Source organism: Anaerocolumna xylanovorans DSM 12503, assembly GCF_900143645.1.
In the GTDB taxonomy this organism is placed as follows: Bacteria; Bacillota; Clostridia; order Lachnospirales; family Lachnospiraceae; genus Anaerocolumna; species Anaerocolumna xylanovorans.
This window is the reverse complement of sequence record NZ_FRFD01000009.1, coordinates 269844-295405: the sequence shown is the minus strand read 5'-3', so window position 1 is coordinate 295405 and position 25562 is coordinate 269844. Positions and strand designations below refer to the sequence as shown.

The following is a 25562-nucleotide window of genomic DNA, read 5'->3' as shown; positions in this document are numbered from 1 at the left end:
TAAGTTCAGGGTCAGACTGATTTGCTTAAAGCACAGTATAATTATATAATACAGTGTTTGATTTTGCCAGTACAAACGAAAGATTTTCGGCATATTAAGCCCCATGCATTTCGCAAGTTTGCCAGTAAATTGCTTGCAATCTACACGAAACTGCCCAAATAAGAAATTAAAAAATGCAATGCATACTTTAAAACACCCCCTGCTGCGTCTGTAATAACGGATGAGACGCATTTCAGGAGGTGTTTTAAAATATTAGGGGAAACAAAATATCTATTGAAAGCAATCGATACAGACGAGGGGGGTCATGTATCAGATTGTGCTTTCCCATATAATTTAGCAAATAACAAATAAAGAAATTCGCCAACCTCAAGAATTTCCAGGTTAAGGCTTTGTTCTGCAATATGGATAAAAATATCAGTATATCCAAGTGAATTCAGCTTATCGGTAAAGCTGCTCTCCAAATTACGGGATAACTCTCCCTGGTGTTCTTCTGCATGCAGTACGAATAGAAGCATATTACCGGCATAATGACCAATCCAGTCGTTTGGAGAAGGCAGGAAGGACTGGATGGAATCTATCAGAAAAGCTGGGAACTCATGTGTATCAGTATATTGTTCCGGCAAGGTAAAAGCAGCGGCGATTAATGTCAGGGGCATATTATCAGCCTTGGCTGTTTGGATTTCCAGAGGCAGCTGCTTATCAATATAGTATCTGGTATAAAACCCGGTGTTAGCATCTTTGAATCTGTCTGTGTTGTTAACAGAAAAGCTCTGGTCGATATTGATGACAGACTGATTAGAGATGTCTTTTAGGATTTCTGTAATATAAACTGCTTTTCCGATATATTCAGGGAAAGCAAGAACCAGGTAGGTCTGCTCGTTTTTGTGTTCTAATTTAAAAAAAGTATCATTTTGCATATAAGCACGCATGGAAATACAATTCTGACAGGCTTCATTTCTGGTCCAGAAACTATAGCAGATTAATTTGGTATTGGGCATGTCATTTCCGAATATAAGCCAGGATGTATGTTCAACGGGGTCAACGACCCGGGCGGCATCATAAAATCCCTCAAAGTGGGTAAGTCTTGACCTGATTTGCTGGAGTGCCATGGAAATAAGAGTATTGTTTGTTGTTTGAACCTGTGCTTGTGTACCGGAATGATTTATACCATGTACGTTTCGGTAATCAGAAGGCGTGAATCCGGTGTATTTTTTAAATACAGCAGCAAAATGATTCTGATAATGAAAGCCTACATTTTGTGCGACCTCTAAGATATTAATGCTTTTTTCCAGAAGTATTTTCTGGCTTTGTTCAATTCGAATCTTATTTATGTTATCGTTAAGGGAAAGGCCGGTTTCCGATTTTATCAGGTTTGATATGTAATAAGTGCTTAGCCTGGTTATGTTGGATAAATCCTTTAATGTTATTTTTTCGCTGTAATGATTATAAAGGTAATCCAATATTTTTCTTACAGGCTGGGAGTAGATGCTTTTTTTGCTGTCAGAAACTGCTTTTGCAAATTCAACCAGGACATTTTTCATCATTTCAAAAAGGTCTGTTATATTTTCGGCAGATTCCATCCTAAGAATCATGTCATCAGCCATATCCAGGGTTTGAATATATGGTGCACCCGCATCCACAGCAATATAGGAGGCCATGGAACACAGCTTAATAAAATTGTTTTTAATGCTTCTGATATGATCTGTTTTATGCAATTGATACATTGGGGTATCAGCTGCACTTTGCTGATTTAAGATATAAGTGATTTTCTTGGTGTCTCCTTCCTTTATGGCACTTTTAATGCTAAGATAGGTAGAGGAAGGAATATGCCGTTCCAGTCCCTTTATATTCAAAAGGTGGGTGGCAGCGGACGGTGGTTTTATAGTGCTGCTTGCTGTATCAGGATAGCTTTTTAATATTTGAAGAGCTGTATTTTCTTTGAAGAATATCGAGCAAATGGAATATAGGACAGTTCCATAAGACATAACTTTATCATAAGCAAAACTTTTCTTTTTTGACAAAATTTTATGAATGTTTTCTTTGTTCTGATTAGGAACATGAGCGCAGGACACAAAAGCATTAAGGTCGATTTCCGATACTTGGTTAACCAGTATAGGTTCTGTGACTATAGCACCAAGATATTTATTGTCTCGTATTAAGAATACTACATGGCAAATAATATTATTGTGTAAGAAAAAAGCAAAATATTTATTGTCGTGGACAACATCTGAAAAAGTTTCAGCAAGGAAAGACAATAACTTGTTAAGCCCTAAGCAGGAAAACTCGTACAGGGAAAGAGGTTCAGGATGAGATGAAATCAAATTCAACCGGGGGTCATAAAAGTAAGAACCGGTTTCTGTAACCTTATAGAAGGTATCCATAATCCGTTTTATATAAATACTGGCTTCCTGCAAATTAATTCCTCCTTTTGGTAAAAATATAATACAAAATATTACAAGAATCAACATAGTTATAAAATTTTCCTGCTATTTTTTCTAATTTCACAATTTTTTATCCACAACAATCTTATATTGGTATATAATTATTATAACAACATGATTAAAAAAGGTTTTCATGGAAGGATATGGATGTTCTGACCAGTTACTTGAAATAAAAAATATTAAATTACAATAGGAGGGTTTATGGACGTATATATTGCGCGACAACCAATCTTCAATCGTAAAATGAAGGTATATGGATATGAACTCCTTTACAGACAGAGTAATAATAACTATTTTGAGGGAGCAGATGATGATCAGGCAACAACTACATTGATAAATGATTCCTTTTCGGTATTCGGGTTTCAGGAGCTTATAGAGCAGACAAGAGGCTTTATCAATTTCTCGCAGAATCTTATTCTGGGTGAGTTGGCTTATATGCTTCCAAAAGACCAGGTAGTGATAGAAATATTGGAGCGGGTAGAGCCAAATGAAAAGGTGATAGAGGCCTGTAAAAAGCTAAAGGAAAAAGGGTATATCCTGGCCCTGGATGACTTTGTTCTTGAACAGTATACGAAAGATTATTTGCCGCTCATTGAAATGGCAGACATCATTAAGGTTGAATTTCCCGCTATTAAAGGCGACGGAATACAGAAAATTATTGATAAGTTTGGCAGAAGAATAACATTTTTGGCGGAAAAGGTGGAAACCAGAGAAGAGCATCAGCGTGCCATGAATATGGGATTTAAACTCTTTCAAGGATACTATTTCAGCAAGCCGGTTATGGAAAATCTAAAGGATATTGGGGCTTTAAATGTTAATCTGGTCCGTATTATGAATGTTCTTAATATTGAACCGATAGACTATGATAAAATTGCAGAAATCATACAGCAGGATGTCGGACTTTCTTACAAATTCCTAAAGATGTCAAACTCGGTATATTATGGAGCAAGATATCAGATAAAAAGTATTAAACAAGGCCTTCTATTCATGGGATTCGATGAAATCAAGCGTTGGATATACCTGATGATGTTAAGAGGAGTACAATGTATAGATAACGCAGAGCTGGTCAAAAACTCAATAGTCAGAGGAAAGATGCTGTCTTTATTGGCTAAGGAGCTGCAAATAAAGGATGAATCTGATTATTTTATCGGGGGGATGTTTTCCTCCATTGATGTACTTATGAATACCAGCATGGATAAGGCATTAATAGGACTTCCTCTGTCCATGGATGTAAGAGAGGCGCTGCTTGGAAAGAAGAATCAGTTTAGATGGTATCTGGATACCGTTCTTGCACTTGAACAGGCAAATTGGGAGCAGCTATTGTTAGATTCCATTTATCCCGGGGTACCGGCAGAGAGATATATGGCATTGTATTTTGAGGCTATAAAGTGGCAAAGGACACTTAAGGATAAGTAACAGGTGAGGTAGAAGATATCTGGAATATGGTATCGCAGAATTTAAAACACCTCTTAAAAGTGGTTTACACTTAAAGAGGTGTTTTAAATTAATGAGGGGAAACAAAATGTACTTTATTGAAAGCAATCGACACAAGTGAGGGGACATGCATCAGATTGAACTTTCCTAAATATTTTTATATTTGTTAATAATATAATACAAAATTCAACACAATGCAATAGGAGAAAAAAATATTCACAATAAATAAAATTTTTTGAATTTTTAATTATATTTGCATATGTAATGGGAGGCTTGGAATATGAGGTGATATTTGCTTGACTATATCCTATTGGAAACTTTTATATATGGTATCAATTAAACTATAAATATGAAATAAAATGCCACTTTTTAGAGTTTAACCGTTTACATTAGATTGCTTATATGCTAATATAATACAAAGTACATGCAGAATATGTCAAAAGATAAAAGCATGATTGTCCCGCTAAGGCGGATGAAAGGTCAGGGAAATTGTCGCATGGAGAAAAATGGCGGATTACAGAGCTGCTTAAGATGCGGGAATATGTTTTTTTATTCAGGGATAGGAAAATGTATCTGTGATAGTTGTAAAAAAGAGGACGAAGAAGAATTCCAGGCGGTAAAGAATTATATATATGACCATCCTCTTGCAACAATCATGGAAGTGTCTAAGGAGACAGGTGTTAGAGTCATTAGAATAAAGAATTATTTAAAAGATGGGCGGCTGATTATATCAGATGAGTCTCCTATTTTTATTAATTGTGAAGTGTGCGGCGGCAGTATAAAATATGGGCGCTTTTGCCGTGAATGTGCGGATACGATGACCAATGAAATGAGAAATGCCATGAAGGTTGATGAGTATCAGGTAGGAGAAAAGCCTAATCCTACTATAAGAACAAGATTTCTTGAACGATAATAAAAAAGATATTGACATGGAGCTAGGCTTGTACTATAATATTGTTTGTGTTCGCCAGATGGTGTAATAAATGCCATAGGTTGAAATTACAAATATGCGCGAGTGGCTCAGTGGTGGAGTATCGCCTTGCCAAGGCGAGGGTCGCGGGTTCGAATCCCGTCTCGCGCTTACGAAATCCCTTGATTTTCAAGGGATTTTTTGTTGCGCATGATATATGCACCATATGTGCACTAGTTTTTCTTGTTCTTTTTATTGCTACTATTCAGAGCTTTGTTCATAATGTCCAAGTTCTCTTGTTCGGTATTGGGATTGTAAATATAGCTTAGAGTAGTCCTTTCATCGACCTGTCCAAGAATATCCCTTATCTTATCCAAGGGCATTCCTTCCGTACTCAAGCGACTTGCAGTTGTCCTTCTTGTGCAATGAGGACTTTTGTATGTAATTCCTGCATCTCTGCAATACTTACTAAGCCAATAGGTTACTGCTCTTGCAATTAATTGCTCCCCATTTCTTTCAAAGATAAATTCACCTTCGGGATTAAGTTCTTTAGCTTTTCTTATGATATCCTTTGCTACGTCAGTAAGAGAAATAAAACGGTATTCCGAGTCATTTTCCTTCTTAAGATGCTCCACTATCTGGACACCGGCACTCTTAAAATTCTCTCCGTCAAAGACAAGTACCTTTTCTTCCATCCTTTGAATTGCTATCTTTCCATACTCTATATCAGAGAATTTAAGTGCTACGCCTTCTCCGATACGGACACCAAGTTGGAATATAAGCTGAATGCACAATGCTTCTAACGTGCTTTTCTCTTCAAGATGGGTATCTAAAGCATTGAATTCATCATTCAAATATAGCTTGGAACCATCACTCTTCTTTCTGACAGCACGGAATTTTGCTTTGATATAGATTCCATTCATTGGATTTTCCATAATAATCTCTTCATCGATAGCAATCCGCATCAGCGCAATCATTATGCTTTTCATGTTGTTATACTCTCTGTTAGAGAGATTAAATTTGGTAATGGTAGCATTAAAGAAATCATTCAGCATCTTGGTGGTTAGCTTTGAAATCGGTACATAAATGATGGAATGGTCTTTGTAATACTTATTCCAATGCTCATTATCCCGTCTGACGGTTTTAATATTAAGGCTCTTGTCATTAAGTCGTTCTGCTTTCCATTCTGGGAACAATTCATTTAAGGTCAATTTCTTCTTATTCTCAAAGTAAAACAGATACAGTTTATCAAGCATATCCTCCATGGTTACTGCGGATATCTGCTTAAGCTTGCCATCCTCCCTTACTGTTGTAATTACTCTGCCATTGGTACGGCTATTAATTGCATATGGATGCTTTTGTTCTACTAATTTTTTACGTGTCATCTTCAACATATCATCCACTTCTGATACGGTTAGGATATCACGACTAATTGCTTCTTGCAACATTTTATCAAAATTTAACATAACGAAACCCTTCTTTCAGAAAAAAGGCTTCTGTTTGTTATAAATATTCTTTGATTCAGAGTGTCAGATTTTAATTCTGCCTTATCATTGTTAATAGTTACTTTATCCGCCTTTATGGCGATTGTTTTCGCGTTCCCTATGTAAATCTTCTTTGTGGAGAATCTTGTAATCCAATAATTCACGAATGAATTTAGGAGATGCCTTTATCAATTCCGGCAAGAAGTCTTTAATAATTCTTACAATGATGTCATACAATTTGATTTTCTGTCTTGATTCATCAAGATAAACCTGACGCAGGCGCTCATCTGATACCTTGATATTCAGAATGTCATTGGTTTTATCCTTCTCCAAGGATAACTCTTTCTTTATTTCAGAGAGTTTTTTCTGTTGATTTTGAATTTCTTGGTTTTGGGCAAGAATTAATTCATCCTTATCTTTTACCGTTTGATTTAGGCTTTCTTTTTCTTTCTGAAGAAGAGAGTTCTTTTCTCGTTCTATCTTCAGCGCATAGTTGACGGCTTTTTGTTGCTTTATAACATCTTTAATATTAAAAAGATTAATTTGTTCTTCCGGTTCTATATCTTTTGCCCTTTCAGCAAGTTCCTGTTCTTTCTTAATGATTTCTGGTTCCAGCTTTTTCAGTGACTTTTTTGCTTCTTTTAATTTGAATTCTTCTACTTCCAAATGCTTTTGGGCTTCGCCAAAATCATGCATTTCTCCTCGGTCAAAGCCATATTTTTTGCCGACCGCATTATACATATAATCCTGAAATTTGCGATAACTGAATTGTCCTTTCCATAGTTCTGTTATGGAGACTTTCTTACAATCCTTCTTTTTATCATGGACTATTGGTATTGCAATTACATGCATATGAGGTGTTACTTTCCCTTCGGGAAAGAGAGCCTTCATTTCCTCATCCAGAGGATGAAACACCTCATCTCGGTGTACCTGTGCTGATAAGATAATCATATCTGGAAAGTACTTCTGAAGTGTCTGCAATACTTTCTTAAAGAATATATCTTGTTCTTCAAGACTCATTTCTGATATTTTCTCATTCGGTGGATACACCAGAAATTCATCCAAAAACTTTGTTTGCTTATCCACTGCACCTTGCACTTTTAGCTGCCCTTTGAATTCTCCGCTTTCATACATGCGATTGAAAGCAGTGAGATAGGTTTCTCCATCTTTCAGATTATTAACTATGTTGGTGTTAAGATGAGAAAGCGATGCGTCAATGTTTTTGTTTCCGTAATTTTTCAGCTTTCTAAAATTGTGTTGATAGGGAAAATGCATCTTGGATTTTATGTGACCCTGATGTCTTACAATGCAAACATTTGCCATAAATTTTTACTCCTTAAAAATTTGTTAATCTGTTTCATTAATTAAAATGACAGGCAAATTTAAAAAGGAGCATTTTTTTCCATTTTTTCAGAATATGATTTTCAGCTCTTACCATTCAGATTATCTGAATTAACTCACTAGGGCAGTTAAACTGCAACTGCCCTGCTCGCTCTCCGAGGGGTCTGCGACGCTTTTGCATCATCCTTACATCAAAACAACGAAGGATCCATGTGCAGCATGGAGCTTCGTTGTTACGATTATACATTCTACGATATTGTTGATATTCCAGTATAAAATATATAGATAAGTGTTTTATTAAATTCATTTGACTGCCTATTTTTATACGAAAATAGAATTACATTTCTTCAAATTTGGAGAAAGCATACACAATTTAAGAAAGTGTAGGAAGTTCATATTGATAATTGGTATACACTTATTACTGGTAAATTTATTTACTTATTATATTTATATGTTATAATGATGTTTAAAATAGGGAGTTTTAGATGGGAAGGGAGTATTATGAATTTAAAATATATTAAAGCCAAAAAAGATGATGCAGACTTGATAATCAAAATCTATAACGCATCATTCTATGATGATTATATTAAGTATGGAGAATGCCCTGCTTATGGTAGGACAAGAGCAAATATGGAAGAATCCATAGAAAATTTCCCCAAATTCATTATTTATAATGATGACAATCCTATTGGAGCTATTTCAGTTGCAGATAAGGGAAATGGAGAATATTATCTCGGATGTCTCTGTGTAATTCCAGAATTTCAAGGTAAGGGAATTGGTACACAAGCCTTTAAATTTATGTTGGATTTTTATTCAGACTGGAATAAAGTAACATTAGTAACACCTGCAGACAAAGAAGAAAACATTGCTTTTTACACTAAGAAATGCGGATTTAAAATAGATGGCACTGAGATGAATGGAAATGTAAAAGAAGTTCATTTTTTAATAGAACGATAAATTCAAATTGTCAACGAGGTTGCTAATTAAGCAAATCTATTTTTCCATATTTGATATATAAAAATATGTGCACTATTATGTGCACATAAATCAGAAGTGGATGGAACCCCTTTCTTTTCAGTATTTGTAGCATAGGATTATGGTTCGAATCCCGTCTCGCGCTTGTCTAAGAATGGCGGGAAAGCTAGTAAAATATTGATTCTGTTATGTCCAAGGAACCGGCTAGCAATCAGCATGGCTCTTTTATCATAACAGACACCTTTCAAGTCACACCGGCAATGGTAACGTTCATTCTTTGGTATTTTCTCAAGCGGTCTAGCTAACATATTGTAGACTTCTGTGCAATATTCGCTACGGAAAGAATGCACGTCCATATCAGAAACATATGACCACACTTTTCTGCTTCCGGCTTCCTCCATACGTTTCACAACCGCTTCAACGTTTGATATGATGAGAGCTTCACGGTATCTGACGCCCTTTGCCCCTCTGGTGACGGCTATGTAATATAACCCATTCTTCATTATTAGCTGCGTTCTCCTTAGATGTTTTAGTTCCTTCTTACGTAATCCGGTTGCCTTGCAGAATTCTATGAACTTCTTATTCTTTGTTACAGAGAAATTTTTATCACGCTTTGCCGCCTTCCTGCTTCTGGTGATACCTGCCCTATGGCGTATGCCGGTCTTTATAAAATTCTCTGATGTACAATCATAAACTTTTGCTAAGGCACATGCTTCCAATTTCTGAGTATGTGGAGAAAGCACCAATCTTGTAGTCAGCCATTCATCTGCATACTGCCTGCATTCATCCAGCGTCCGGCAGCCATAATGTTCCTTGCACCATTTCACGAAATAGCATGCATGCTTTAGATAATCCTTGAAGGTTCCCCATGTATAGATTTTATGCATGGTGATACTTTCCTCATAGGTCAATTTTTCCCGGGAACCGGTTTCTTTTTTTCGGTCCGCTTCGTGCTGTCAGCGTTCTTGTCATCATTTCTTGGTTGACCGATTGCTAACTTGGATTTCAGTTTCATCTCTACCCGATGAACCAGTGATTCATGTTTTTCTCTGTTTCGAGCCATATTTACCTCTTTTCTGCGCAAGCTAATTGCGCCTGACAAAGTTGTGCTTTGGGCACAAACTTACCATGCGGAAGTACTTTTACTTTCGCTATAACCACCATAATTTCAATTGTATTTTTGTTTAAGCTGAGCACGCCCAATTTATTTAAATCACAGGGCATAGTGATTATTACTCCTACGGATACAGTCAAAGGGTATCCAGCCTAACCATTATCAACGGAGCGGCTTTTAATGGTCTACAATCTCAAATACAGTGGTTTGTCAGATATATTTCTCTATACAGATACGTCCTGAGTCGGAGGAACTTCGTTCCTTCTTCTTTTCTTCGTCCAGACAGCCGGTTTACCGGCTATAACGCTTTATCTGATAACAGATATTGCCTTATGAAAACAAAACATGTGTCTGTATTGAAAAGGGTACTCTTTACGGTATATGTAGATATACACTTTGTATAATCAGTTGACTTCCTATATTTAGAAATGTATAATAAAATAAATTTTTATTTACTTTACAAATACTGCAAAAACGAACTATTAATTTAGAAGTTAACCACGAGGATTATTTATATTATGGAGATTGCTATGTCAAAAATTATAAGGCATGAAGTAAATGAGGAATGGGCGTACTCCGGCATTGTTGAAGCAGGTAATTTTGTTTTTCTCTCTTTCTGTGAAGGAAATGTTGGACAATCCATTGAAGCGCAGGTGAACGGTGCAATTGACGATATGTGCCGCCGCTTAGAAATGGTCGGTTTATCCTTGGAATCGATTGTAAAAGTGGACGTGATGATGAAGGACCCGTGGAATATCCCAATTATGGAGAAGGTATTTAAGCAACGCTTTAATGGCAACTATCCGGCAAGGAAAACTATTTCCACCGAATTTGCGAATAAAGGTGGTGTAGATGGTCTTCAAATACAAATAGATGCAATAGCTTTTAAGGGATAATCAGCAGTATATACAATTTGTGAAATTTGAAACAAAAGTGTTTTAGTTAAGAGCTTATATTTTTTGAATAGCATAATGTACGGAAATATTCTACGAAATAACGAAAAGAAAGAAGTGGTACATCAATGAACAATGTAATTTATTGGCTTCTTGAAAGGGAAACCCCAGAGGTAAAATACCGCACAATGATAGAGTTTTTAGATATTCCAAAAGATGATTCTGAAGTAAAAAAGACTTATGACGATTTATTGAAGTCAGACACTGTCAGGTTAATCATGGATAAGTTTAAGCTTAATAAAAAATGGGAAGATGTCACTGCTTTATGTGCGCTTGCGGAATTTGGCGTAACACGCTTTGATGTTCCTATTGATGATTATATGGAACGTGTCATTAGGAATATGGATCGCAGTATGAAATGTGCCAAAATATTGCTATTAAGGAATTTGGTGTCCCTTGGTTATTACGAGCATACATGGGTGAAAGAAGAAATATCTATAGCCTTTTCCACCATACGGGAAGATGGTACATGCCGGTGCCTGGACAAAACTAAGAAAACAAACGACTCTAAGCTTCCCGACATGGGGTGCTACAGACAAACTACAACCTACCTTTTGCTTGCGGCGGAGTTGAAAAAGATTGGCGTTATTCTGCCACAGTTTAAATCGCTGATAAACTTTTATATCAGCCATTACGTTGCATTCCACCCTGATAACCAAGGAAAGGCAATCATTGAAGAAATGGTGGGGACATATTATCCATTTGACCATGTGAAATTGGGTTTACAAATGACTATATACGGTCTTTCGGTTCTTGGCGGGGCGAATCATCCTAATTGTAATAAAGCGTTAGAATTGTTAGATAGCAAAAAAGATTATGATGGTAAATATATTCTTGATAAATCCTTTCCGTATTTTGAGGTTGGGAAAATAGGTGAACCCAATAAATGGATAACATTATATGCATTGCTATCTGAAAAATATCGCAAAGTATAAGCATTTCCGCCGTCGAATTACTTCGCAGTTTTTCACATTAGCAAATCAATTTTTACATAAAAAAACACACATCCAATGTGTGCAAGAATGTGTGCAGATAAATAACAGAAGCCGCAAACCTCCTATTTATCAGTGTTTTTGTGTGCGGGGATTTGTTCGAATCCCGTCTCGCGCTTAATGGAAAATGGCAGGAAAGCTAGTAAAATCAAGCTTTCCTGTTTTTTGTATCTAAAAATCATGTGTGCATTATGTTAGGGGATAATCATATGTATACATTATATGATAATTTTTCAGATTATTAAGCCGTTATCAATTGAAACTTATAATTTTTTAAAAATTGGTTAATATGTAAGTTATAAGGTAATGTAAACTATTTTTATAGGATGGAAATAGATGGAAGCATTCAAAAGAATTCCTGCACATATTGGTATTATACCCGATGGTAATAGGCGATGGGCTGCAGAGAATGGATATCAAAAAAAAGATGGATATATTCACGGTATTGCGCCAGGATTCGAGCTATATGAGATGATGCTTGAATTTGGTATAAAAGAAGCTACCTTTTATGGCTTTACAAAAGATAATAACAAAAGGGATAAGGAGCAGAGAGATGCTTTTACAAAAGCCTGCATTGATGCAGTTGAATTATTAAGCGGAAAAGATGCTAATCTACTAGTGATTGGAAATACTGAATCAACAGCATTTCCCAAGGAGTTGTTAAAATATGCAAATAAAAGAATTAATTTTGGTCGAGGTTTAATTAACCTTAATTTTCTCGTAAATTATGATTGGGAGTGGGATTTAAAAAACCTCATAGTGAATAAAAAGTTAGAGTCTTATGATATACCAAGAGTAGACCTAATAATAAGATGGGGAGGACGTAGACGATTAAGTGGTTTTCTACCTGCTCAATCAGTCTATGCAGATTTTTTTATAGTTGATGATTATTGGCCAAGTTTCAACAAATCACATTTTTTGGATGCTTTAAGATGGTATCAAGATTGTGATGTTACATTAGGAGGTTAATTATCATCATTAATATAGAAAATTTCCTCCTTTAAAAATTTGTTAATCTGGTACATTAATAAAAATGACAGACGAATTTAAAAAGGAGCGCTTTTTTACGATTTTTCAGAAAATAATTTTCAGCTCTTTTAATTCAGAATATCTGTAGTAAACTCACTAGGGCAGTTTCACAACTATTATATTATATTTATTTATTTTCCTTGATATGATAATATAGTATTTGAAATCGACAAACAGGAAGTTGCGGAGGTTTTTATGGAACGTATTTTGATTATAGGTGGCAATGGTTGCGGAAAAACGACATTGGCACAAAAATTAGCCAAAAAATTGGAACTTCCATTAATTCATCTTGATGTTCTATATTGGAGAGATAATTGGAAAAATGCTTTAAAAGATGAATTTGATGAGTTGTTAATGAAAGAGCTCTCAAAACCAAAATGGATTATAGACGGAAATATGAATCGTTCAATACCTCTTAGACTAAAGTATTGTGATACTGTGATTTACATGGATTTCTCACGCACTATGTGTGTTTATGGTGCGATAATGAGAGTGGTCAAAAATTATGGAAAAAGCCGCTTTGATATGGGAGGTTATTGCCCTGAAAAATTCGATAAAGAAAAAATTGAGTTTATAAAGACTATTTGGAACCATGATAAGACGAATAGAAAACGGTTTTATGATATGCTTAATAATGAAAGTGCTGTAAACAAAATAGTTTTGAAAAATCGCAGGCAAGTAAATGAATTTTTGCGGAGATTATGAGAATAATTCATTGGAAATATATAATTAAACAAATTATTGTGAAGGGAACTAATCAAAAATGCCTTATGCAGAGTTTGGAATCATTGACTGTATTGACAAAGAAAAGGACTATTCAGAATATGAACCGGATAAATATAAATGTATTACTATAAATGATGACATCTATATTAATGATTGGTGGGATAAATTGGCTTACATAAAGACATACTTTCACAATCTGAATCGACCGTCAACTGCACTTGCTCGCTGGGGAATAACCATCATCCCACCAGAATCTCTGCCAGCCTTTCAAGATATAGTAATTTCAGACAAAAGAATAAATGACGATGAAAGTCTTGTACTTTTAGCTGATATGATACAGCTGGCTATTGATAATGACAAGTACATGATACATTTTGGGGTCTGATTATCAAGTTGTGTTTCAAGTATTTGATTTGGAGAGATTAAATGGGTAAAAAGAAAAGAGAGCACATTGTTTTTGACCAAATCCTGTCCTGCGCTTAACTAATTTCCCTGGAGGCTTTGAGAATTCAAGGCTTCTGGGGAATTTTTATCTCTGAAAGCGTATTTACAATCTGCCAAAGCTTATTGGAATTTGTCGGCTTAGATAAGATGAAATGTTAGAATGGACATAATAATATAAAGGAAAAAATAGATATAACTATTTGTGGAATTTACACATATTGGCAGATGTGTTAAAGTATAGAATATTGTTGTTTTGGAAGTCCGCTTGCAATGCGATGAGTAGCCGTTATTGGAATATACACTACCACTGATTAGAATTTATGGAGGAATTTGTGTTTAAATTAAATAACAATGATTTTAATAAAGTAATACAATTAGTCAAATCCCAAAATGAATTATCTGTACTTTCTGTTATAAAAGGTGCTATGCCTGGTGAAATATATGTAAACAGTATTGATAATCCAACAGCTGCATTGATAAGGACCTGTGAATGTAACTTAATCGCGGGTAATTCTAATGATGCCAATTTTAATTCTGAAGTATCTATGGTATTAGATTTTTGGGACCCGTTAACGCCCGATTCAAGTGAGTGGATAGATCTAATACCTACTATTCATAAAAATCCCTTTATCAGAAAATATAAAAGAAGGCATTATATATTATCTGTTGATGATTTTAAGGAATGCAAGGAAACTTTAAAAGATGGTTTTATACTTGAGAAAGTTGACATTGATTTATTAAGGCAAAGAAACTATGAAAACTCTGAGAAACTACTTGAATGGACTGCGGACTGGGGAGATGATGCAAAATTTCAAAAGTATGGAGCAGGATATTTTATACATAATGGCAAGGTTATTGTAAGTTGGTCATTGAGTGATTGCAGTTTTGACAAGAAAATCACAATTGGAATACATACAGATGAAAGATATAGAAAAAATGGGTTTGGAAAAACAGTTGTTTCTGCAGTTGTTAAGGATTGTTTTACGAAAGGTTACGAAAAAATAAATTGGCTTTGTGTAGATACTAATAAGGGGTCAATCGCATTAGCCGAAAAATTAGGATTTAAATACAATAATAATTATTATGCTTTTTCAACATATCCGCCAATTGAGAATATAAAAGATTTATCTGAATCTGAATGGTTTGAATGGGGTGAATATTTAGAAAATGCTTCTAAAACCCAGGATTGTTTGATATCGAGTTCTATGTATTGTTATATAAAATCTAATGATATTGAAAAAACCATTAGTATTATGACCTCTATGGAGCAGAGAAAAATCACCCTGGATTATTCAAGTATTAAAGATTATATTATTTATCTTCAAAACTATGGTTTGGGTTCTAATTTTAGAAGCCAGGTTTGGTTAGATTTTCTAAACAAAAATATTCCTTGTTGAACTTAAATCTTCGTTAGTAATACTTGTAGAATATTGTTAACCTGCTTAAGAAGAGCTCTTTTGAGTAAGGAATATTCCCATCCGGTGTTTGACAAGGCCAGTGGATTAAACTAAAATGACCTTATAGGAAAGAGCAGAATGAGGCCAAAAATTGAAGAGAGGTGTTCCTTGATGACAAATAACGAAATGAATCCTAAGGTTGATGAATTTTTAAGTAAAGCCCAAAAGTGGCAGGAGGAATTTGAGAAATTAAGGATGATCATTCTTGACTGTCAGCTGACCGAAGAGTTGAAGTGGGGTAAACCTTGTTACTCGTTTCAGAAAAACAATATAGTTTTAATACATGGATTTAAAGAGTATTGTGCGCTTTTGTTTATCAAAGGTGCTTTGCTAAAGGATCCCCGTGGCATTCTGGTCCGGCAAACGGAGAATGTGCAGGCGGGACGCCAGGTTCGGTTCACCAATGTTGAGGAAATAATTGATATGGAAGAGGTCTTAAAAGCCTATATTTATGAAGCTGTTGAAATTGAAAAAGCCGGTTTGGAAGTGGAGTTTAAGAAGAATACAGAATTTATAATTCCGGAAGAATTTCAAAATAAATTAGATGAAAACCCTGCCTTAAAGGCTGCTTTTGAAGCATTGACGCCGGGAAGGCAAAGAGCGTACATTCTTTATTTCTCTCAACCCAAGCAATCTAAAACCCGAGAGTCAAGGGTTGAAAAATATAGGCAGCAAATTTTAGAGGGAAAGGGATTAAATGATTAGCTCCAGTGAAAAAGCTATTGCCAGGTTTACCAAATTGGTGGTTTTGCAATAGCTTTTTCTTTTAAGAAAGACAGCATTAGACTATTCTATTTACAATAACCGGTTTCAAAGTCAATTAAATTCTTAAGTGGTGTACCGGCAAGGTGGTTCTCTATATTTGCAGCTGCAATTTCTACAATCTTATCCAAGGTCTCAGGTAAATGATAAGAGCCGGATACATGGGGAGTTATCATTATATTTTTCTCTTTCCATAAAGGATGTTCGGATGGGAGCGGTTCCGGGTCAGTTACATCTAGGCCGGCAGCAGAAATATCTTGATTTTGTACTGCTGCTAAAAGAGCATCTTGATCTACGGCACTTCCTCGTCCTCCATTTAAAAATATACCTGTATTTTTCATTTTGGAGAAAAATTCTGCATTATAAAGATGATAGGTAGATGGTGTGTTAGGAAGAAAGGAAACAATGATATCTGCTTTCGGTATGATTTCATAGAAATCTTCCATTAGGTGCAGTTCATCCACTTGTTTCGGGCAATCGCTTTTACGGCGCTTGATACCAATGACATAAGCACCTAAAGCCTTTGCCATTCCGGCGAAATATAGCCCAATATCACCTAGCCCGATGACCGTTACTATAGCATTGGAAATAGAGGTAACCGTACCATAATCATTCCATTCCCCGGTTACTCTATCATCTCTATAAAGATGTAATTTTTTCTGCAGACACATCATTATTCCAAACATATGCTCCGCTACAGTTTTTCCGTATGCTCCGGTGGCATTGGTCAGTATAGTGCCGGAAGAAAGAACTCCCGGCAGGATGTAAGCATCTGCTCCGGCAGAATTTAATTGAAGTAATTCCAGGTTATTGGATGCACTTATATAAGAAACAGGCACATTACCGACAATTATTTCTGAATTTTGTACCATATCAATGGTTACTTCTGATAAAGGAACATACTGAAAACTGCAATTTGTAACATTCCTCTCCAGGCGTTTTTTGTGATATTCTGTTATCGGCAGCGTTACTAAAATTCGTTTCATCATGATTTTCTGTCCTTTCTTTTACCCTGTTGCATTTAGATTATCTAATTTAAAGTTACACGAATATTTTATATGCTTATCATAAATATAACCTATTAAAAAGTCAATTCATTCTGGGATTTTATAATTATTAGCATTGAGGGGAGAATGGCATGGGAATAATATTTCGAAAATACGAAAGTCAATTAGGGATTATATTATAAAGTACAAAAGGAGAAGTTTATGTTAGTAGAGGTAAAGGTTGCTGAAGAATATAATAATAACGGATATTTGATCTATGCAGATAATTTTCCTGGCGCATATGTACGCGGAAGATATGAAGAAGAAGCTTTGGGCAAGTTAAAAAATGAAATTTTCCAATATCTTTCATGGAGAGATGACAGCCTGGCTGAAATAGATATCAATATTATTGTGGTTGACCGAAAAAAATCAGAATTAAACGTTGAAGATGCAGATAGTGATATAATATTTACCAGCGAGAAAGAACCGTTGACACAGGAAGAATATTTAACATTAAAGAAGTTCGCTTTAAAATCAGCAGCAGATTTTCAGTCTTTATATGATTCAATACCGGATAAGGCAAACTCCATCTTGCCGGTAAGAAAAACTTTTTATGGATTGATACCAAGAACGGCAGAGGAAATGTATTTACATACCAAAAATGTTAACTCATATTATTTCGGAGAGATTGGCATTGAAGTTGATAATGAACCGGACATATTCGCATGCCGGAAAGAAGGGTTTGAAAAATTAGAGACTTATGTCAATTATTTAAGCAACGAAGTAAAATCTGGAAGTTATAATGAAGAATGGTCCTTAAGAAAATTATTAAGAAGATTTATTTGGCATGATAGAATACATGCAAAAGCCATGTACAGGATGGCGTGCAAATTGTACGGAAAAGAAAATGCAGTAAACCCATTTAGGTTTATGGTGTAATACTTATATTATAATATGGTTGTATAAAATAACGCAGGACCGGTAAAGATGGGCCTGCATTATTTTGTTATAATTTAATAGGTCGTCATAAGCTACGTATTTAGTGAATTGGTACACAAATTTCACAGTAATGCTCTTTAACCAGTTCAGCCTTATATCTTTCTAAGGTGGGCCTTGATTTATCCAACTGATAGTTTTGATTGAATAACTCCGGGAAAATTGCAAACCATGCTTTCTGAACAGCTTCAGCGGTATGGCTTATTTTAACGACTGCATATTTTCCACTGTGAATACAGCCCTCATTAATAGAATCGTCATCAATGCAATAATCATTTGAAATAACCAGGCAAGTATCATAACGGCAATTTTTGGGTTCAACCAGTTCAGGGTTATCATGAGCAATTCCCAGTATGACGGATTTTTCATCAAGTAGGCCTTTAGACTGTGCCCATGTTTTTAGTTCCTCCATTATTTGTACATTATTCTGTCCATAAGGACCAATTTGCCTTATATATGCAATTCTGCAATATGGAATGTTTTCTATTTTTATATCCAATATCTATTTTCCTTTTTCTTTTTTAGTACATCGATGTCTGAAATCATCCTATAATGATATAAAATTTTTAGCAAGTTATTTTTTAAAATTTTCCAATTTCTCTTGCAACTTTAATGCGGTGGCGTTAAATAGATACTTTTCTGTTAGGTTATGGATTGACCTCCTAAATGTAAATAAGGAGATTTCTATAATTAATATTGACAGGCTAATGGTTGTTAGCTATAATAAAGCTAACAATCATTAGCCTTAATTTTAAGAGGAAATAAAACATGCGTGATACGAAGGAAACGATTTTAGAAAAGGCATTGGCCTTATTTTCTGTCAAAGGATATGATGGGGTATCCATGTCAGACATTGCTGATGCAGTTGGCATCAAAGCAGCATCCATATATAAACACTATTCCGGTAAAGAAGATATTTTTTATACAATCGTGCAGAGATTCGAAGAAAAGACGGAAAGTATTTTTGAGCCGGCATTACCTGATGGCAGAGAATACTTGGATATATCACGGGAAACCTTGGTTTATATGATTCAGCAAACATTTCAGGTATATGCAGAAGAGCCATTTGTGTCAAAATGCAGAAAGCTATTTTTGATAAGTGCTTTTAACAGGGAAGATATTGGTAATTTGTATGCAAAGTATTTTATTGTGGCACCTATGCAGTATCAGGCGGCGATATTTGAAATCATTCTAAAGGCGAAAGCTTTGGAGGGAAGGGATACTGCTATGATGGCATACCATTTTTATACCCCGATTCTTATTTTATTGCAGGAATATGATTATAAAAATATAACAATGGAAGAAGCATTAAAAAAGATAGAATTATTGGTTACTCAATTCGCGGAGGTGTATGGCTTATGAAAATTGCAGTAGTTCATGGACAGTTACATAAGGGGAGTACCTATCATATAACCCGGATGTTATTGGAGAAGTTGAATTGTGTGAAGGAAGATGTTTCGGAGTTCTATGTGAATGGTATTGGAGATTGTGTAGGGTGCTTCCAATGCATCATGAAGGGAGAGGATACCTGTCCCCATCGCAGGCAGACAGAAGATATTATAAAAGCACTGGAAGAAGCGGATATAATAGTAATTGATTCACCGACTTATGTATTAAGTGTGTCCGGTCAGCTGAAGACTTTTTTGGACCATATGGGATATCGTTGGATATCCCACAGGCCATACCCCTCCATGAAGCAGAAAATAGGAGTTGCTATTTCAACTACGGCAGGAGCAGGAGCCAGAAAGACCACGAAATTTATTGCATCCCAGATGTCCTGGTGGGCAGTAGGGAAGACATATCAGCTGCCGGTAACAGTTTCTGCAATGAACTGGGAGCAAGTGAATGCAAAAAGAAAAGTGCAGGCAGAAAGAAAGGCAGCCAATATCGCAAAAGCAATCCGGCATAAATCAGGTCATGTGAAACCAGGAATTAAAGCCAGGTTTATGTTTTTTCTAATGAAGCAGATGCATAAAGGCATGGATTACAATCCGGTCGATATGAATTACTGGAAGGAAAAGGGCTGGATTTAACTTTAGGATAATGCGGCTATTTGTGGGAATTTAAGATTTCTTTAATTTCCGGTATGGTTTTACCGCTCTGGCGCATTGCTCTGATTTCCTCGATGCGGCATAATGCCTCTACCCTTTTGTATCTTCGGGTCAGATTCGTATCTGCCTGTTCAAAGGGCAGCATTCCTTCCTCGGTATAAAACTTAAGGGTACTGTATCTGGTATTTGCCAGCCGTACCAGCTCACCAATTGTTACATATTCCGAATCCATTATTTTTTCAATTGTCCGTTGTCTTGACATAGCCTGCTCCTTACAGATTATAAAGGCGTAATCTTACTCCGTGAATTGGTACATATCCTCCGATAGCTTCCGGGAGTAGCTCATATTTAACGTTATCGATTTTTACGATGGGGACATCACCGCTGCGAAGCACCTCATAAATATGTCCCTGGGCAGATATTCGATCCAAAACATTTTTCAACCGCATCTCTGCATTGGGAAAATATCCTTCGGTATCAATAAATATAGATTGTTTCCTTTCAAAGAATGGAAATATGAAGTTCAGGCCTTTTCCTGTTTCAGTAGCAGCTGCATGGCTCTTCATGCGAAGGAAATCGGCTGATACAGTGCCCCAGAGAGAACGCAGTTCAATGGGATACAGGGCTTTTGCCAGTGTGCTTTCATTGCGAAGTGTTGTAATCCGCTTGGTTATCTTATCCTGCTCATAGAGGGAAAAGACCTGAAAGAAGCACAAAGATTCTAAAAGCAGCCATACCATAATAATGCTTTCGTCTGAAATGGGGCCTTCTTCCAGAAATTCAGCCTTTAACAGATCCAGCTGGCAGTCGAATTCTTTCGGATTGCTGACATAGGTTTTCAGCTTGATATTTTTATCGAAATATAAATCACAGCCCAGTAAACTACTTACCCTTGAAATTAACTGATAATTTTGTAAGCGCTCTGCATAGGTGCGTTCCAGTGCTTTCTTATTTGCTTTCTTGATAGCAACCTTTATATCCTTTTCATTAAAATTCCATTTATCAGCAGTGCCGTTATAATTTTCTTCAAGATACACAGCAACAGCTAATATCTTTAAAACATTTTGCTTTGCTACTTCCCTGTGTTCACTTTCCTTACTATTAAAGCTAATAAGTGCAAAACGTTCTGCTAATGTCAAATCCATAAAAATCCTCCATTGCCTGCTATTTAATAATTTGTTTTTAGTTACTACTTACTACTTACTATTTATAATACCACTTTGCATATGGAATTGCAATATCATACATTGTTAAATTTACGCCCATTGGAATACACTGGCATGTGTAAAAAAGAATGATATAATGGGTAAAATTGCAGACATAAATATAATAAAAGCCCTACAGCTTTCCCTTGGACACCGCAATGGGGCAGTGTATTACAGGAAAGCTGTAGGGCTTCTTTTGTCATGGTTTAATCTATGGTAAGTTTTGAAAGCAAATCTGCCAGGTTATAATACATTTGCTCAATTCCGCTTCGGTCGTATTTCATTGCGCAAACCTCAATATGGTCGGTATTATCAAATTCACCAAGGTAATTCCATTCGCCTTTTACAGCGGTACCGGTATAATTTACGGTTTGATCTGTTGAACCGACCTTGGGGCTCATGGCTGATATTACGCTTACAACACCGTCATTTTGCCACCAGCTTTCGTCTATTGGAACCTCGCCGTTTTTATTATTGGTATACATGCCCATAAAAATCGAACTCTTTAAAAGGAGTGGATTCATATTCCTGTTTGGCACATAAAAATGTGTCAGCTGATCTTCGTGGGTATCTGCACACGCAATTGAAAAATAATAGATATCATTTTGTGCTTTTACATAGGAATTAAAATCCCTGGAGCCTTCCGGTGTTAAATCCCAGATACTTAAATCCTTGGTTTCTTTCCAGATATTACTGTTGATTACTTTGTTGTAGTAGTCTGAATAGGATTCACCGGGTTCTCTGCTTAAACCCCATTGGTCTAATTTGAAATCATAATTCATGTTATCTAAATGAACGCTGTTGCTGCCTTTAATTGCGGCAATTGATGCAATGAATTGATGCACCAGGGGCTCAATACCACATTGACGGTGTGCTTCCTGACTTCCGTCATGAGGAGTGGCAATAGTGGCAATGCTGGATATCCATGATTTTCCGCCGGTAAAAAGGGGACTGATACTTCCGTCTGTGGTAGACGATACTTCGTTTGCATCACCATTTTCTAAAAGCTGGGCTAACAGACGGATGGTTTGTCCGCCCATACTGTGGCCGATCAGATGGACTTTTTGAATATCACCGGAAGCGTCCAGAGTTCCAATCTGCTTGTAAACACCGGGATAAGTCTTTCCATATCTCGCATGCCCATACTCTTTGGAATGTGCCTCGCCATAATCAACTACTCCACCCACTATGTACGCATACAGTTCGCATGCCCTGTCCCAGTTACTGGAAACGGGACCGATAGAAGGAGAATATACTGTATATCCTTTTGCGGTAAGCTTTTGAGTCAGACTTTCTGCACCTCCCCAGTAATAGACTCCGTCCGGTTCATTGCCGCCCCAGCCAAAACAACCATGTACCATGATGATGGGATAATTGTTCCCATAAACAGCGGCATCATTATTATCTGCAGCTTTTACAACAGGAACCGAAATCAGATAAAAGACTGTACAGATGATAAGAACAGATGCCATAATTCTTTTTAAATAAGATACCTTCATACTTATACCCCTTTCTTTTATATCTTAAAATAAATTTTACCTTGTCCACCGTTTATTAGTGGGGTTGGTGACTTCGTTATAGCATATGGCTATATTGCAGTCAAACTTCTAAAATGGTTATATTAAGCACTAAAATTTGATTGGGAGCCTGCAAACATCCAATATTTTACATATACATTATTTTACTTTTAATTCCTGCTATACTTGTCAGTTGACAAATAATAAGTAAATAGAAGTGTGGCTGTAGCTGCCATTTTATCTCAATTAGTGCTGCTGCAGAAAATATGATTTTAATTGTTATTTGAATTGCAAAAGAGGAGTAACATTCTTTATAATGTATATAAAATCAAAGGATAAGTTAGATATTATAGGAGGCTTTAAAAATGACAGTTGTTTATTTTGTGAGGCACGCTGAACCTAATTATAATAATCATAATGATGAAACAAGAGAACTTACCGATGATCATATGAATTGTATCAGTATTGAAAAGATCAATGTATTTACGAAATAAAATACGGAGGCATAAGCTATATTACATGTGAAATTATAAAAAGGGTAAGGTGGTTGATCTATGAAAATAGGTGAAGTAGGATTACTGACAAATGATGTAGTCAGGCTGGCGGATTTTTATAAGGCATTATTAAATATTGACAACGGTAGTAGTGATATTGTGCATCAGACACTTATCGCAGATGAAACCATGCTGACAATTTATAATGATGGAAGTGTTAAAGAAAACAATAACCGGAACATGTGCCTTGCTTTTACTGTTGATGATGTGGATGAAGAATATCAAAAGTTATTGAAATTGGGGACGGATATAATTGAAAAACCAGAAACGCGTCCCTGGGGTGCCAGAAATATGAGCTTTTATGACCCGGACAGAAATATTATATATTTTCGCAGTTTTATATAACTCATGGCATTCAGGATAAGTCCCGCCCTATACTGTAAAAACTGCTACAGGCAGGAACCTAAACGCCAGGCACTATCCTTATCAATATAATTATATTCTTTAACGGATTGCAGGATAGAAGCTGCCGCCTCCTCATAATAGCCCTGCGCGGCATATATTTCGCCAAGTTTTGTATAGGCATCCAGAATAAAAAGCTTTGGAATGCCGGGCAAAAGTTTGCCAGAAGCAGACATTCCTTCTGATTTTAGCAGTATTTCAAATACTGTGTAAAAGAAACTGTAATCAAAAGAAGAGGCGTACCCTTCCGGGAAACTTTCAGGCAGGAGATAGCTTGCAATCAGGAAGCAGGTATTTTTTCTTTTGTCAGTCAGACTGCTAAAAAAGCCATACAATTTATCAAGGTGTAGGGTATCATGAAATAGCAGGCTTAAGAAAAAGTAGGAAGGTACCTCATCCTTGTAACATGCAAGAGCAGACAAGGAGAGTTTTTCTTCAAAGAATGCCAAAAAGGCAGAAACTGCTTTTTCATACTCATGAAGATAAAAGGAGAGCTTTCCGGTCAGAAACAGGTAATCCCCTTTCCATTCTGAAAACAGGTTACTCTGTTCTAAAATAGTTTGTGCTGATTTATAAAGCCTTGTTTCTGTCAGTATATGAACGGCATGAAGAAGCTTTTCACCGTAATCGGCATAGGGCAGATAACTCATTAACTGGTCAAAGAGCAAAAAGTCATCTGTGTATAGATGGGAAAGAGCCTTTCCAAGAGATATTGTACAACCTGGGGATTCCTTGTATTGTAGAGATTTGGCATAACAATCGACGGCGCTTAAATACACTTCCTCTTCCGTATATATATCCCCAAGGGAAAGATAGGCCTTATAGGTACCGCAGCCTCCGGTGAAGCGGAATCTGGTCGGTGCTTCACCCATAGACAGGCAGCGCTTAAAGGAGGAAATCGCCAGCAGATGGCGGTGGCTGCTTTGATAGATACAGCCCCTTAAGTACTCGAAATCGGTACACTCGGGATAATAAGCCAGTCCCTCTGCCGCGAAAGCCAGAGCCTTTACGGAATTTTTCATGGTCATGCAGCAAAGGATGATACGGTAGAAGATATGCGGAAAATACGCCTGTGTAAGGGCTTTCTTTTCATAGGATTTCAAGTAGTAGTCCAGGGCTTTGTTAATTTCGCCCTGTGCCATGTATTCATTTGCAATATTAAAGAGAAAATAGGGGTCGGAAGGGTTATCTGCCAGCTGCTTTTTTAAGAGCGGCATGTTCCGTGTATGTTTTTGTTTCTTTTCAACGGCTTTCTCCGTATAGCCGTAATGAAAAAGAGTGACATCGGCAAGGGTGAAGAGGGAGGCATCAAAGCGGCCTCCTTTTTTATTAATCTGTTCGTGAATTCTGCCCTCAAAGTAATATTCCCCTGTATTTCTTAGCAGCCGGAAGGCATAATGAACGGAATATTCCTTTGTATTCTCCTCATTAAAATAGTTAAGAAGAGTAAAATGGTAACCATCATATTTTTCATCGCCAAGAAGATTTAAGAAGACTTCTGAATCCTCTCTGTTAAAGATTTCATCCGCATCGAGAAGCAGTATCCAATCGCAGGAGGCTTTTTCCAATGTTAAGTTCCTTGCCTTGGAGAAATCATCTTCCCAGGGAATATCAAATACCTGTGCGTTATATCTTGCAGCAATTTCTTTTGAATTATCAGATGAGCCCGTATCGCCGATTATAATCTCATCTACAATATCTGTAACACTGTTAAGGCATCTATCCAGTATCCAATCCTCATCTTTTACAATCATACACAGACTTACGGTTTTCTTATTTTCCATGGCTG

General features: G+C 36.3%; 26 protein-coding genes and 1 tRNA gene. 15 read left to right on the top strand and 12 right to left on the bottom strand.

Features of this window, described 5'->3' with window-relative positions; all coding sequences use genetic code 11:
- Positions 1 to 302: 302 nt before the first annotated feature.
- Entirely contained in the window at positions 303 to 2414 is a 2112-nt protein-coding gene (locus BUF11_RS16290) for a helix-turn-helix domain-containing protein (protein WP_073589908.1), read from the bottom strand.
- A 228-nt stretch (positions 2415 to 2642) separates the two neighbouring features.
- Here BUF11_RS16290 and BUF11_RS16285 point away from each other — a divergent pair, with 228 nt between their 5' ends.
- The 3 genes from BUF11_RS16285 (at position 2643) to BUF11_RS16275 (ending at position 4956) form a co-directional block, all read left to right on the top strand.
- Positions 2643 to 3857 carry an EAL and HDOD domain-containing protein gene (locus BUF11_RS16285; protein ID WP_073589907.1) on the top strand — a complete coding sequence of 405 codons (1215 nt, stop codon included), beginning with the start codon at positions 2643 to 2645 and terminating at the stop codon, positions 3855 to 3857.
- 559 nt (positions 3858 to 4416) lie between these two features.
- Positions 4417 to 4788 (top strand): hypothetical protein, encoded by a 372-nt coding sequence (locus BUF11_RS16280; protein WP_175562086.1) that lies wholly within the window; start codon positions 4417 to 4419, stop codon positions 4786 to 4788.
- A 96-nt stretch (positions 4789 to 4884) separates the two neighbouring features.
- Positions 4885 to 4956 (top strand) — tRNA-Gly (locus tag BUF11_RS16275).
- 62 nt (positions 4957 to 5018) lie between these two features.
- Here BUF11_RS16275 and BUF11_RS16270 read toward each other — a convergent pair.
- Both BUF11_RS16270 and BUF11_RS16265 read right to left on the bottom strand, forming a co-directional pair.
- On the bottom strand, positions 5019 to 6251 hold the full coding sequence (locus BUF11_RS16270) for a tyrosine-type recombinase/integrase (RefSeq protein ID WP_073589905.1): 1233 nt from the start codon (positions 6249 to 6251) through the stop codon (positions 5019 to 5021).
- Positions 6252 to 6353: 102 nt separating this feature from the next.
- Positions 6354 to 7592 (bottom strand): plasmid recombination protein, encoded by a 1239-nt coding sequence (locus tag BUF11_RS16265; protein ID WP_073589904.1) that lies wholly within the window; start codon positions 7590 to 7592, stop codon positions 6354 to 6356.
- Positions 7593 to 8111: 519 nt separating this feature from the next.
- Between BUF11_RS16265 and BUF11_RS16260 the strand changes: the two genes are divergently transcribed.
- Entirely contained in the window at positions 8112 to 8567 is a 456-nt protein-coding gene (locus BUF11_RS16260; RefSeq protein ID WP_073589903.1) for a GNAT family N-acetyltransferase, read from the top strand.
- A gap of 137 nt (positions 8568 to 8704) precedes the next feature.
- Here the strand turns inward: BUF11_RS16260 and BUF11_RS16255 are convergent, their stop codons facing one another.
- The 3 genes from BUF11_RS16255 to BUF11_RS24440 are packed head-to-tail and all read right to left on the bottom strand — an operon-like array spanning position 8705 to position 9809.
- Entirely contained in the window at positions 8705 to 9472 is a 768-nt protein-coding gene (locus BUF11_RS16255; protein ID WP_073589902.1) for a hypothetical protein, read from the bottom strand.
- 20 nt (positions 9473 to 9492) lie between these two features.
- A complete protein-coding gene (locus BUF11_RS24445; RefSeq protein WP_175562085.1) occupies positions 9493 to 9648 on the bottom strand; it encodes a hypothetical protein in 156 nt (51 codons plus the stop codon).
- A gap of 2 nt (positions 9649 to 9650) precedes the next feature.
- Positions 9651 to 9809 (bottom strand): hypothetical protein, encoded by a 159-nt coding sequence (locus tag BUF11_RS24440; RefSeq protein WP_175562084.1) that lies wholly within the window; start codon positions 9807 to 9809, stop codon positions 9651 to 9653.
- A 420-nt stretch (positions 9810 to 10229) separates the two neighbouring features.
- Here BUF11_RS24440 and BUF11_RS16250 point away from each other — a divergent pair, with 420 nt between their 5' ends.
- The 7 genes from BUF11_RS16250 (at position 10230) to BUF11_RS16220 (ending at position 16005) form a co-directional block, all read left to right on the top strand.
- On the top strand, positions 10230 to 10595 hold the full coding sequence (locus tag BUF11_RS16250; protein ID WP_073589901.1) for a RidA family protein: 366 nt from the start codon (positions 10230 to 10232) through the stop codon (positions 10593 to 10595).
- 125 nt (positions 10596 to 10720) lie between these two features.
- On the top strand, positions 10721 to 11587 hold the full coding sequence (locus BUF11_RS16245; protein WP_073589900.1) for a hypothetical protein: 867 nt from the start codon (positions 10721 to 10723) through the stop codon (positions 11585 to 11587).
- Positions 11588 to 11980: 393 nt separating this feature from the next.
- Positions 11981 to 12613 (top strand): undecaprenyl diphosphate synthase family protein, encoded by a 633-nt coding sequence (locus BUF11_RS16240; RefSeq protein WP_073589899.1) that lies wholly within the window; start codon positions 11981 to 11983, stop codon positions 12611 to 12613.
- A 255-nt stretch (positions 12614 to 12868) separates the two neighbouring features.
- Entirely contained in the window at positions 12869 to 13378 is a 510-nt protein-coding gene (locus BUF11_RS16235; RefSeq protein WP_073589898.1) for an AAA family ATPase, read from the top strand.
- A 58-nt stretch (positions 13379 to 13436) separates the two neighbouring features.
- Entirely contained in the window at positions 13437 to 13784 is a 348-nt protein-coding gene (locus BUF11_RS16230) for a hypothetical protein (protein ID WP_084558706.1), read from the top strand.
- Positions 13785 to 14175: 391 nt separating this feature from the next.
- On the top strand, positions 14176 to 15240 hold the full coding sequence (locus tag BUF11_RS16225) for a GNAT family N-acetyltransferase (RefSeq protein WP_073589897.1): 1065 nt from the start codon (positions 14176 to 14178) through the stop codon (positions 15238 to 15240).
- A gap of 171 nt (positions 15241 to 15411) precedes the next feature.
- Positions 15412 to 16005 (top strand): YdeI/OmpD-associated family protein, encoded by a 594-nt coding sequence (locus BUF11_RS16220; protein ID WP_073589896.1) that lies wholly within the window; start codon positions 15412 to 15414, stop codon positions 16003 to 16005.
- Between the two features lie 86 nt (positions 16006 to 16091).
- Here BUF11_RS16220 and BUF11_RS16215 read toward each other — a convergent pair whose 3' ends face one another.
- The gene (locus BUF11_RS16215) at positions 16092 to 17051 is read right to left on the bottom strand and encodes a D-2-hydroxyacid dehydrogenase (RefSeq protein ID WP_242952388.1); all 960 of its coding nucleotides are present in this window, start codon (positions 17049 to 17051) and stop codon (positions 16092 to 16094) included.
- A gap of 219 nt (positions 17052 to 17270) precedes the next feature.
- Between BUF11_RS16215 and BUF11_RS16210 the strand changes: the two genes are divergently transcribed.
- Complete coding sequence (locus BUF11_RS16210) at positions 17271 to 17987, top strand: hypothetical protein (RefSeq protein ID WP_073589895.1); 717 nt, start codon at positions 17271 to 17273, stop codon at positions 17985 to 17987.
- Positions 17988 to 18087: 100 nt separating this feature from the next.
- Here the strand turns inward: BUF11_RS16210 and BUF11_RS16205 are convergent, their stop codons facing one another.
- Positions 18088 to 18543 (bottom strand): AraC family transcriptional regulator, encoded by a 456-nt coding sequence (locus BUF11_RS16205; protein ID WP_073589894.1) that lies wholly within the window; start codon positions 18541 to 18543, stop codon positions 18088 to 18090.
- A gap of 269 nt (positions 18544 to 18812) precedes the next feature.
- Here BUF11_RS16205 and BUF11_RS16200 point away from each other — a divergent pair, with 269 nt between their 5' ends.
- Together BUF11_RS16200 and BUF11_RS16195 are read left to right on the top strand one after the other, a co-directional pair.
- Positions 18813 to 19406: a TetR/AcrR family transcriptional regulator gene (locus BUF11_RS16200; protein WP_073589893.1), complete on the top strand. Its 594-nt coding sequence runs from the start codon at positions 18813 to 18815 to the stop codon at positions 19404 to 19406.
- Positions 19403 to 20077 (top strand): flavodoxin family protein, encoded by a 675-nt coding sequence (locus tag BUF11_RS16195; RefSeq protein ID WP_073589892.1) that lies wholly within the window; start codon positions 19403 to 19405, stop codon positions 20075 to 20077. Before BUF11_RS16200 ends, BUF11_RS16195 begins: the two co-directional genes overlap by 4 nt.
- A gap of 16 nt (positions 20078 to 20093) precedes the next feature.
- Here BUF11_RS16195 and BUF11_RS16190 read toward each other — a convergent pair whose 3' ends face one another.
- The 3 genes from BUF11_RS16190 to BUF11_RS16180 all read right to left on the bottom strand — a co-directional run bounded on the left by BUF11_RS16190 (position 20094) and on the right by BUF11_RS16180 (position 22799).
- The gene (locus tag BUF11_RS16190) at positions 20094 to 20357 is read right to left on the bottom strand and encodes a helix-turn-helix domain-containing protein (RefSeq protein WP_073589891.1); all 264 of its coding nucleotides are present in this window, start codon (positions 20355 to 20357) and stop codon (positions 20094 to 20096) included.
- Positions 20358 to 20367: 10 nt separating this feature from the next.
- A complete protein-coding gene (locus BUF11_RS16185; protein ID WP_073589890.1) occupies positions 20368 to 21240 on the bottom strand; it encodes a hypothetical protein in 873 nt (290 codons plus the stop codon).
- Between the two features lie 266 nt (positions 21241 to 21506).
- A complete protein-coding gene (locus BUF11_RS16180) occupies positions 21507 to 22799 on the bottom strand; it encodes an esterase/lipase family protein (protein ID WP_073589889.1) in 1293 nt (430 codons plus the stop codon).
- A gap of 572 nt (positions 22800 to 23371) precedes the next feature.
- Between BUF11_RS16180 and BUF11_RS16175 the strand changes: the two genes are divergently transcribed.
- A complete protein-coding gene (locus BUF11_RS16175; RefSeq protein ID WP_073589888.1) occupies positions 23372 to 23716 on the top strand; it encodes a VOC family protein in 345 nt (114 codons plus the stop codon).
- A 44-nt stretch (positions 23717 to 23760) separates the two neighbouring features.
- Here BUF11_RS16175 and BUF11_RS16170 read toward each other — a convergent pair whose 3' ends face one another.
- Complete coding sequence (locus BUF11_RS16170) at positions 23761 to 25557, bottom strand: glycosyltransferase (protein WP_175562083.1); 1797 nt, start codon at positions 25555 to 25557, stop codon at positions 23761 to 23763.
- Positions 25558 to 25562: the final 5 nt, after the last annotated feature.

Coding starts and splice junctions, on each gene's coding strand:
- BUF11_RS16285 (WP_073589907.1), top strand. CDS start 2,643: ATGGACGTATATATTGCGCGACAACCAATCTTCAATCGTAAAATGAAG.
- BUF11_RS16280 (WP_175562086.1), top strand. CDS start 4,417: ATGTTTTTTTATTCAGGGATAGGAAAATGTATCTGTGATAGTTGTAAA.
- BUF11_RS16270 (WP_073589905.1), bottom strand. CDS start 6,251: ATGTTAAATTTTGATAAAATGTTGCAAGAAGCAATTAGTCGTGATATC.
- BUF11_RS16265 (WP_073589904.1), bottom strand. CDS start 7,592: ATGGCAAATGTTTGCATTGTAAGACATCAGGGTCACATAAAATCCAAG.
- BUF11_RS16260 (WP_073589903.1), top strand. CDS start 8,112: ATGAATTTAAAATATATTAAAGCCAAAAAAGATGATGCAGACTTGATA.
- BUF11_RS16255 (WP_073589902.1), bottom strand. CDS start 9,472: ATGCATAAAATCTATACATGGGGAACCTTCAAGGATTATCTAAAGCAT.
- BUF11_RS24445 (WP_175562085.1), bottom strand. CDS start 9,648: ATGGCTCGAAACAGAGAAAAACATGAATCACTGGTTCATCGGGTAGAG.
- BUF11_RS24440 (WP_175562084.1), bottom strand. CDS start 9,809: ATGCCCTGTGATTTAAATAAATTGGGCGTGCTCAGCTTAAACAAAAAT.
- BUF11_RS16250 (WP_073589901.1), top strand. CDS start 10,230: ATGTCAAAAATTATAAGGCATGAAGTAAATGAGGAATGGGCGTACTCC.
- BUF11_RS16245 (WP_073589900.1), top strand. CDS start 10,721: ATGAACAATGTAATTTATTGGCTTCTTGAAAGGGAAACCCCAGAGGTA.
- BUF11_RS16240 (WP_073589899.1), top strand. CDS start 11,981: ATGGAAGCATTCAAAAGAATTCCTGCACATATTGGTATTATACCCGAT.
- BUF11_RS16235 (WP_073589898.1), top strand. CDS start 12,869: ATGGAACGTATTTTGATTATAGGTGGCAATGGTTGCGGAAAAACGACA.
- BUF11_RS16230 (WP_084558706.1), top strand. CDS start 13,437: ATGCCTTATGCAGAGTTTGGAATCATTGACTGTATTGACAAAGAAAAG.
- BUF11_RS16220 (WP_073589896.1), top strand. CDS start 15,412: ATGACAAATAACGAAATGAATCCTAAGGTTGATGAATTTTTAAGTAAA.
- BUF11_RS16215 (WP_242952388.1), bottom strand. CDS start 17,051: ATGATGAAACGAATTTTAGTAACGCTGCCGATAACAGAATATCACAAA.
- BUF11_RS16210 (WP_073589895.1), top strand. CDS start 17,271: ATGTTAGTAGAGGTAAAGGTTGCTGAAGAATATAATAATAACGGATAT.
- BUF11_RS16200 (WP_073589893.1), top strand. CDS start 18,813: ATGCGTGATACGAAGGAAACGATTTTAGAAAAGGCATTGGCCTTATTT.
- BUF11_RS16195 (WP_073589892.1), top strand. CDS start 19,403: ATGAAAATTGCAGTAGTTCATGGACAGTTACATAAGGGGAGTACCTAT.
- BUF11_RS16190 (WP_073589891.1), bottom strand. CDS start 20,357: ATGTCAAGACAACGGACAATTGAAAAAATAATGGATTCGGAATATGTA.
- BUF11_RS16185 (WP_073589890.1), bottom strand. CDS start 21,240: ATGGATTTGACATTAGCAGAACGTTTTGCACTTATTAGCTTTAATAGT.
- BUF11_RS16180 (WP_073589889.1), bottom strand. CDS start 22,799: ATGAAGGTATCTTATTTAAAAAGAATTATGGCATCTGTTCTTATCATC.
- BUF11_RS16175 (WP_073589888.1), top strand. CDS start 23,372: ATGAAAATAGGTGAAGTAGGATTACTGACAAATGATGTAGTCAGGCTG.
- BUF11_RS16170 (WP_175562083.1), bottom strand. CDS start 25,557: ATGGAAAATAAGAAAACCGTAAGTCTGTGTATGATTGTAAAAGATGAG.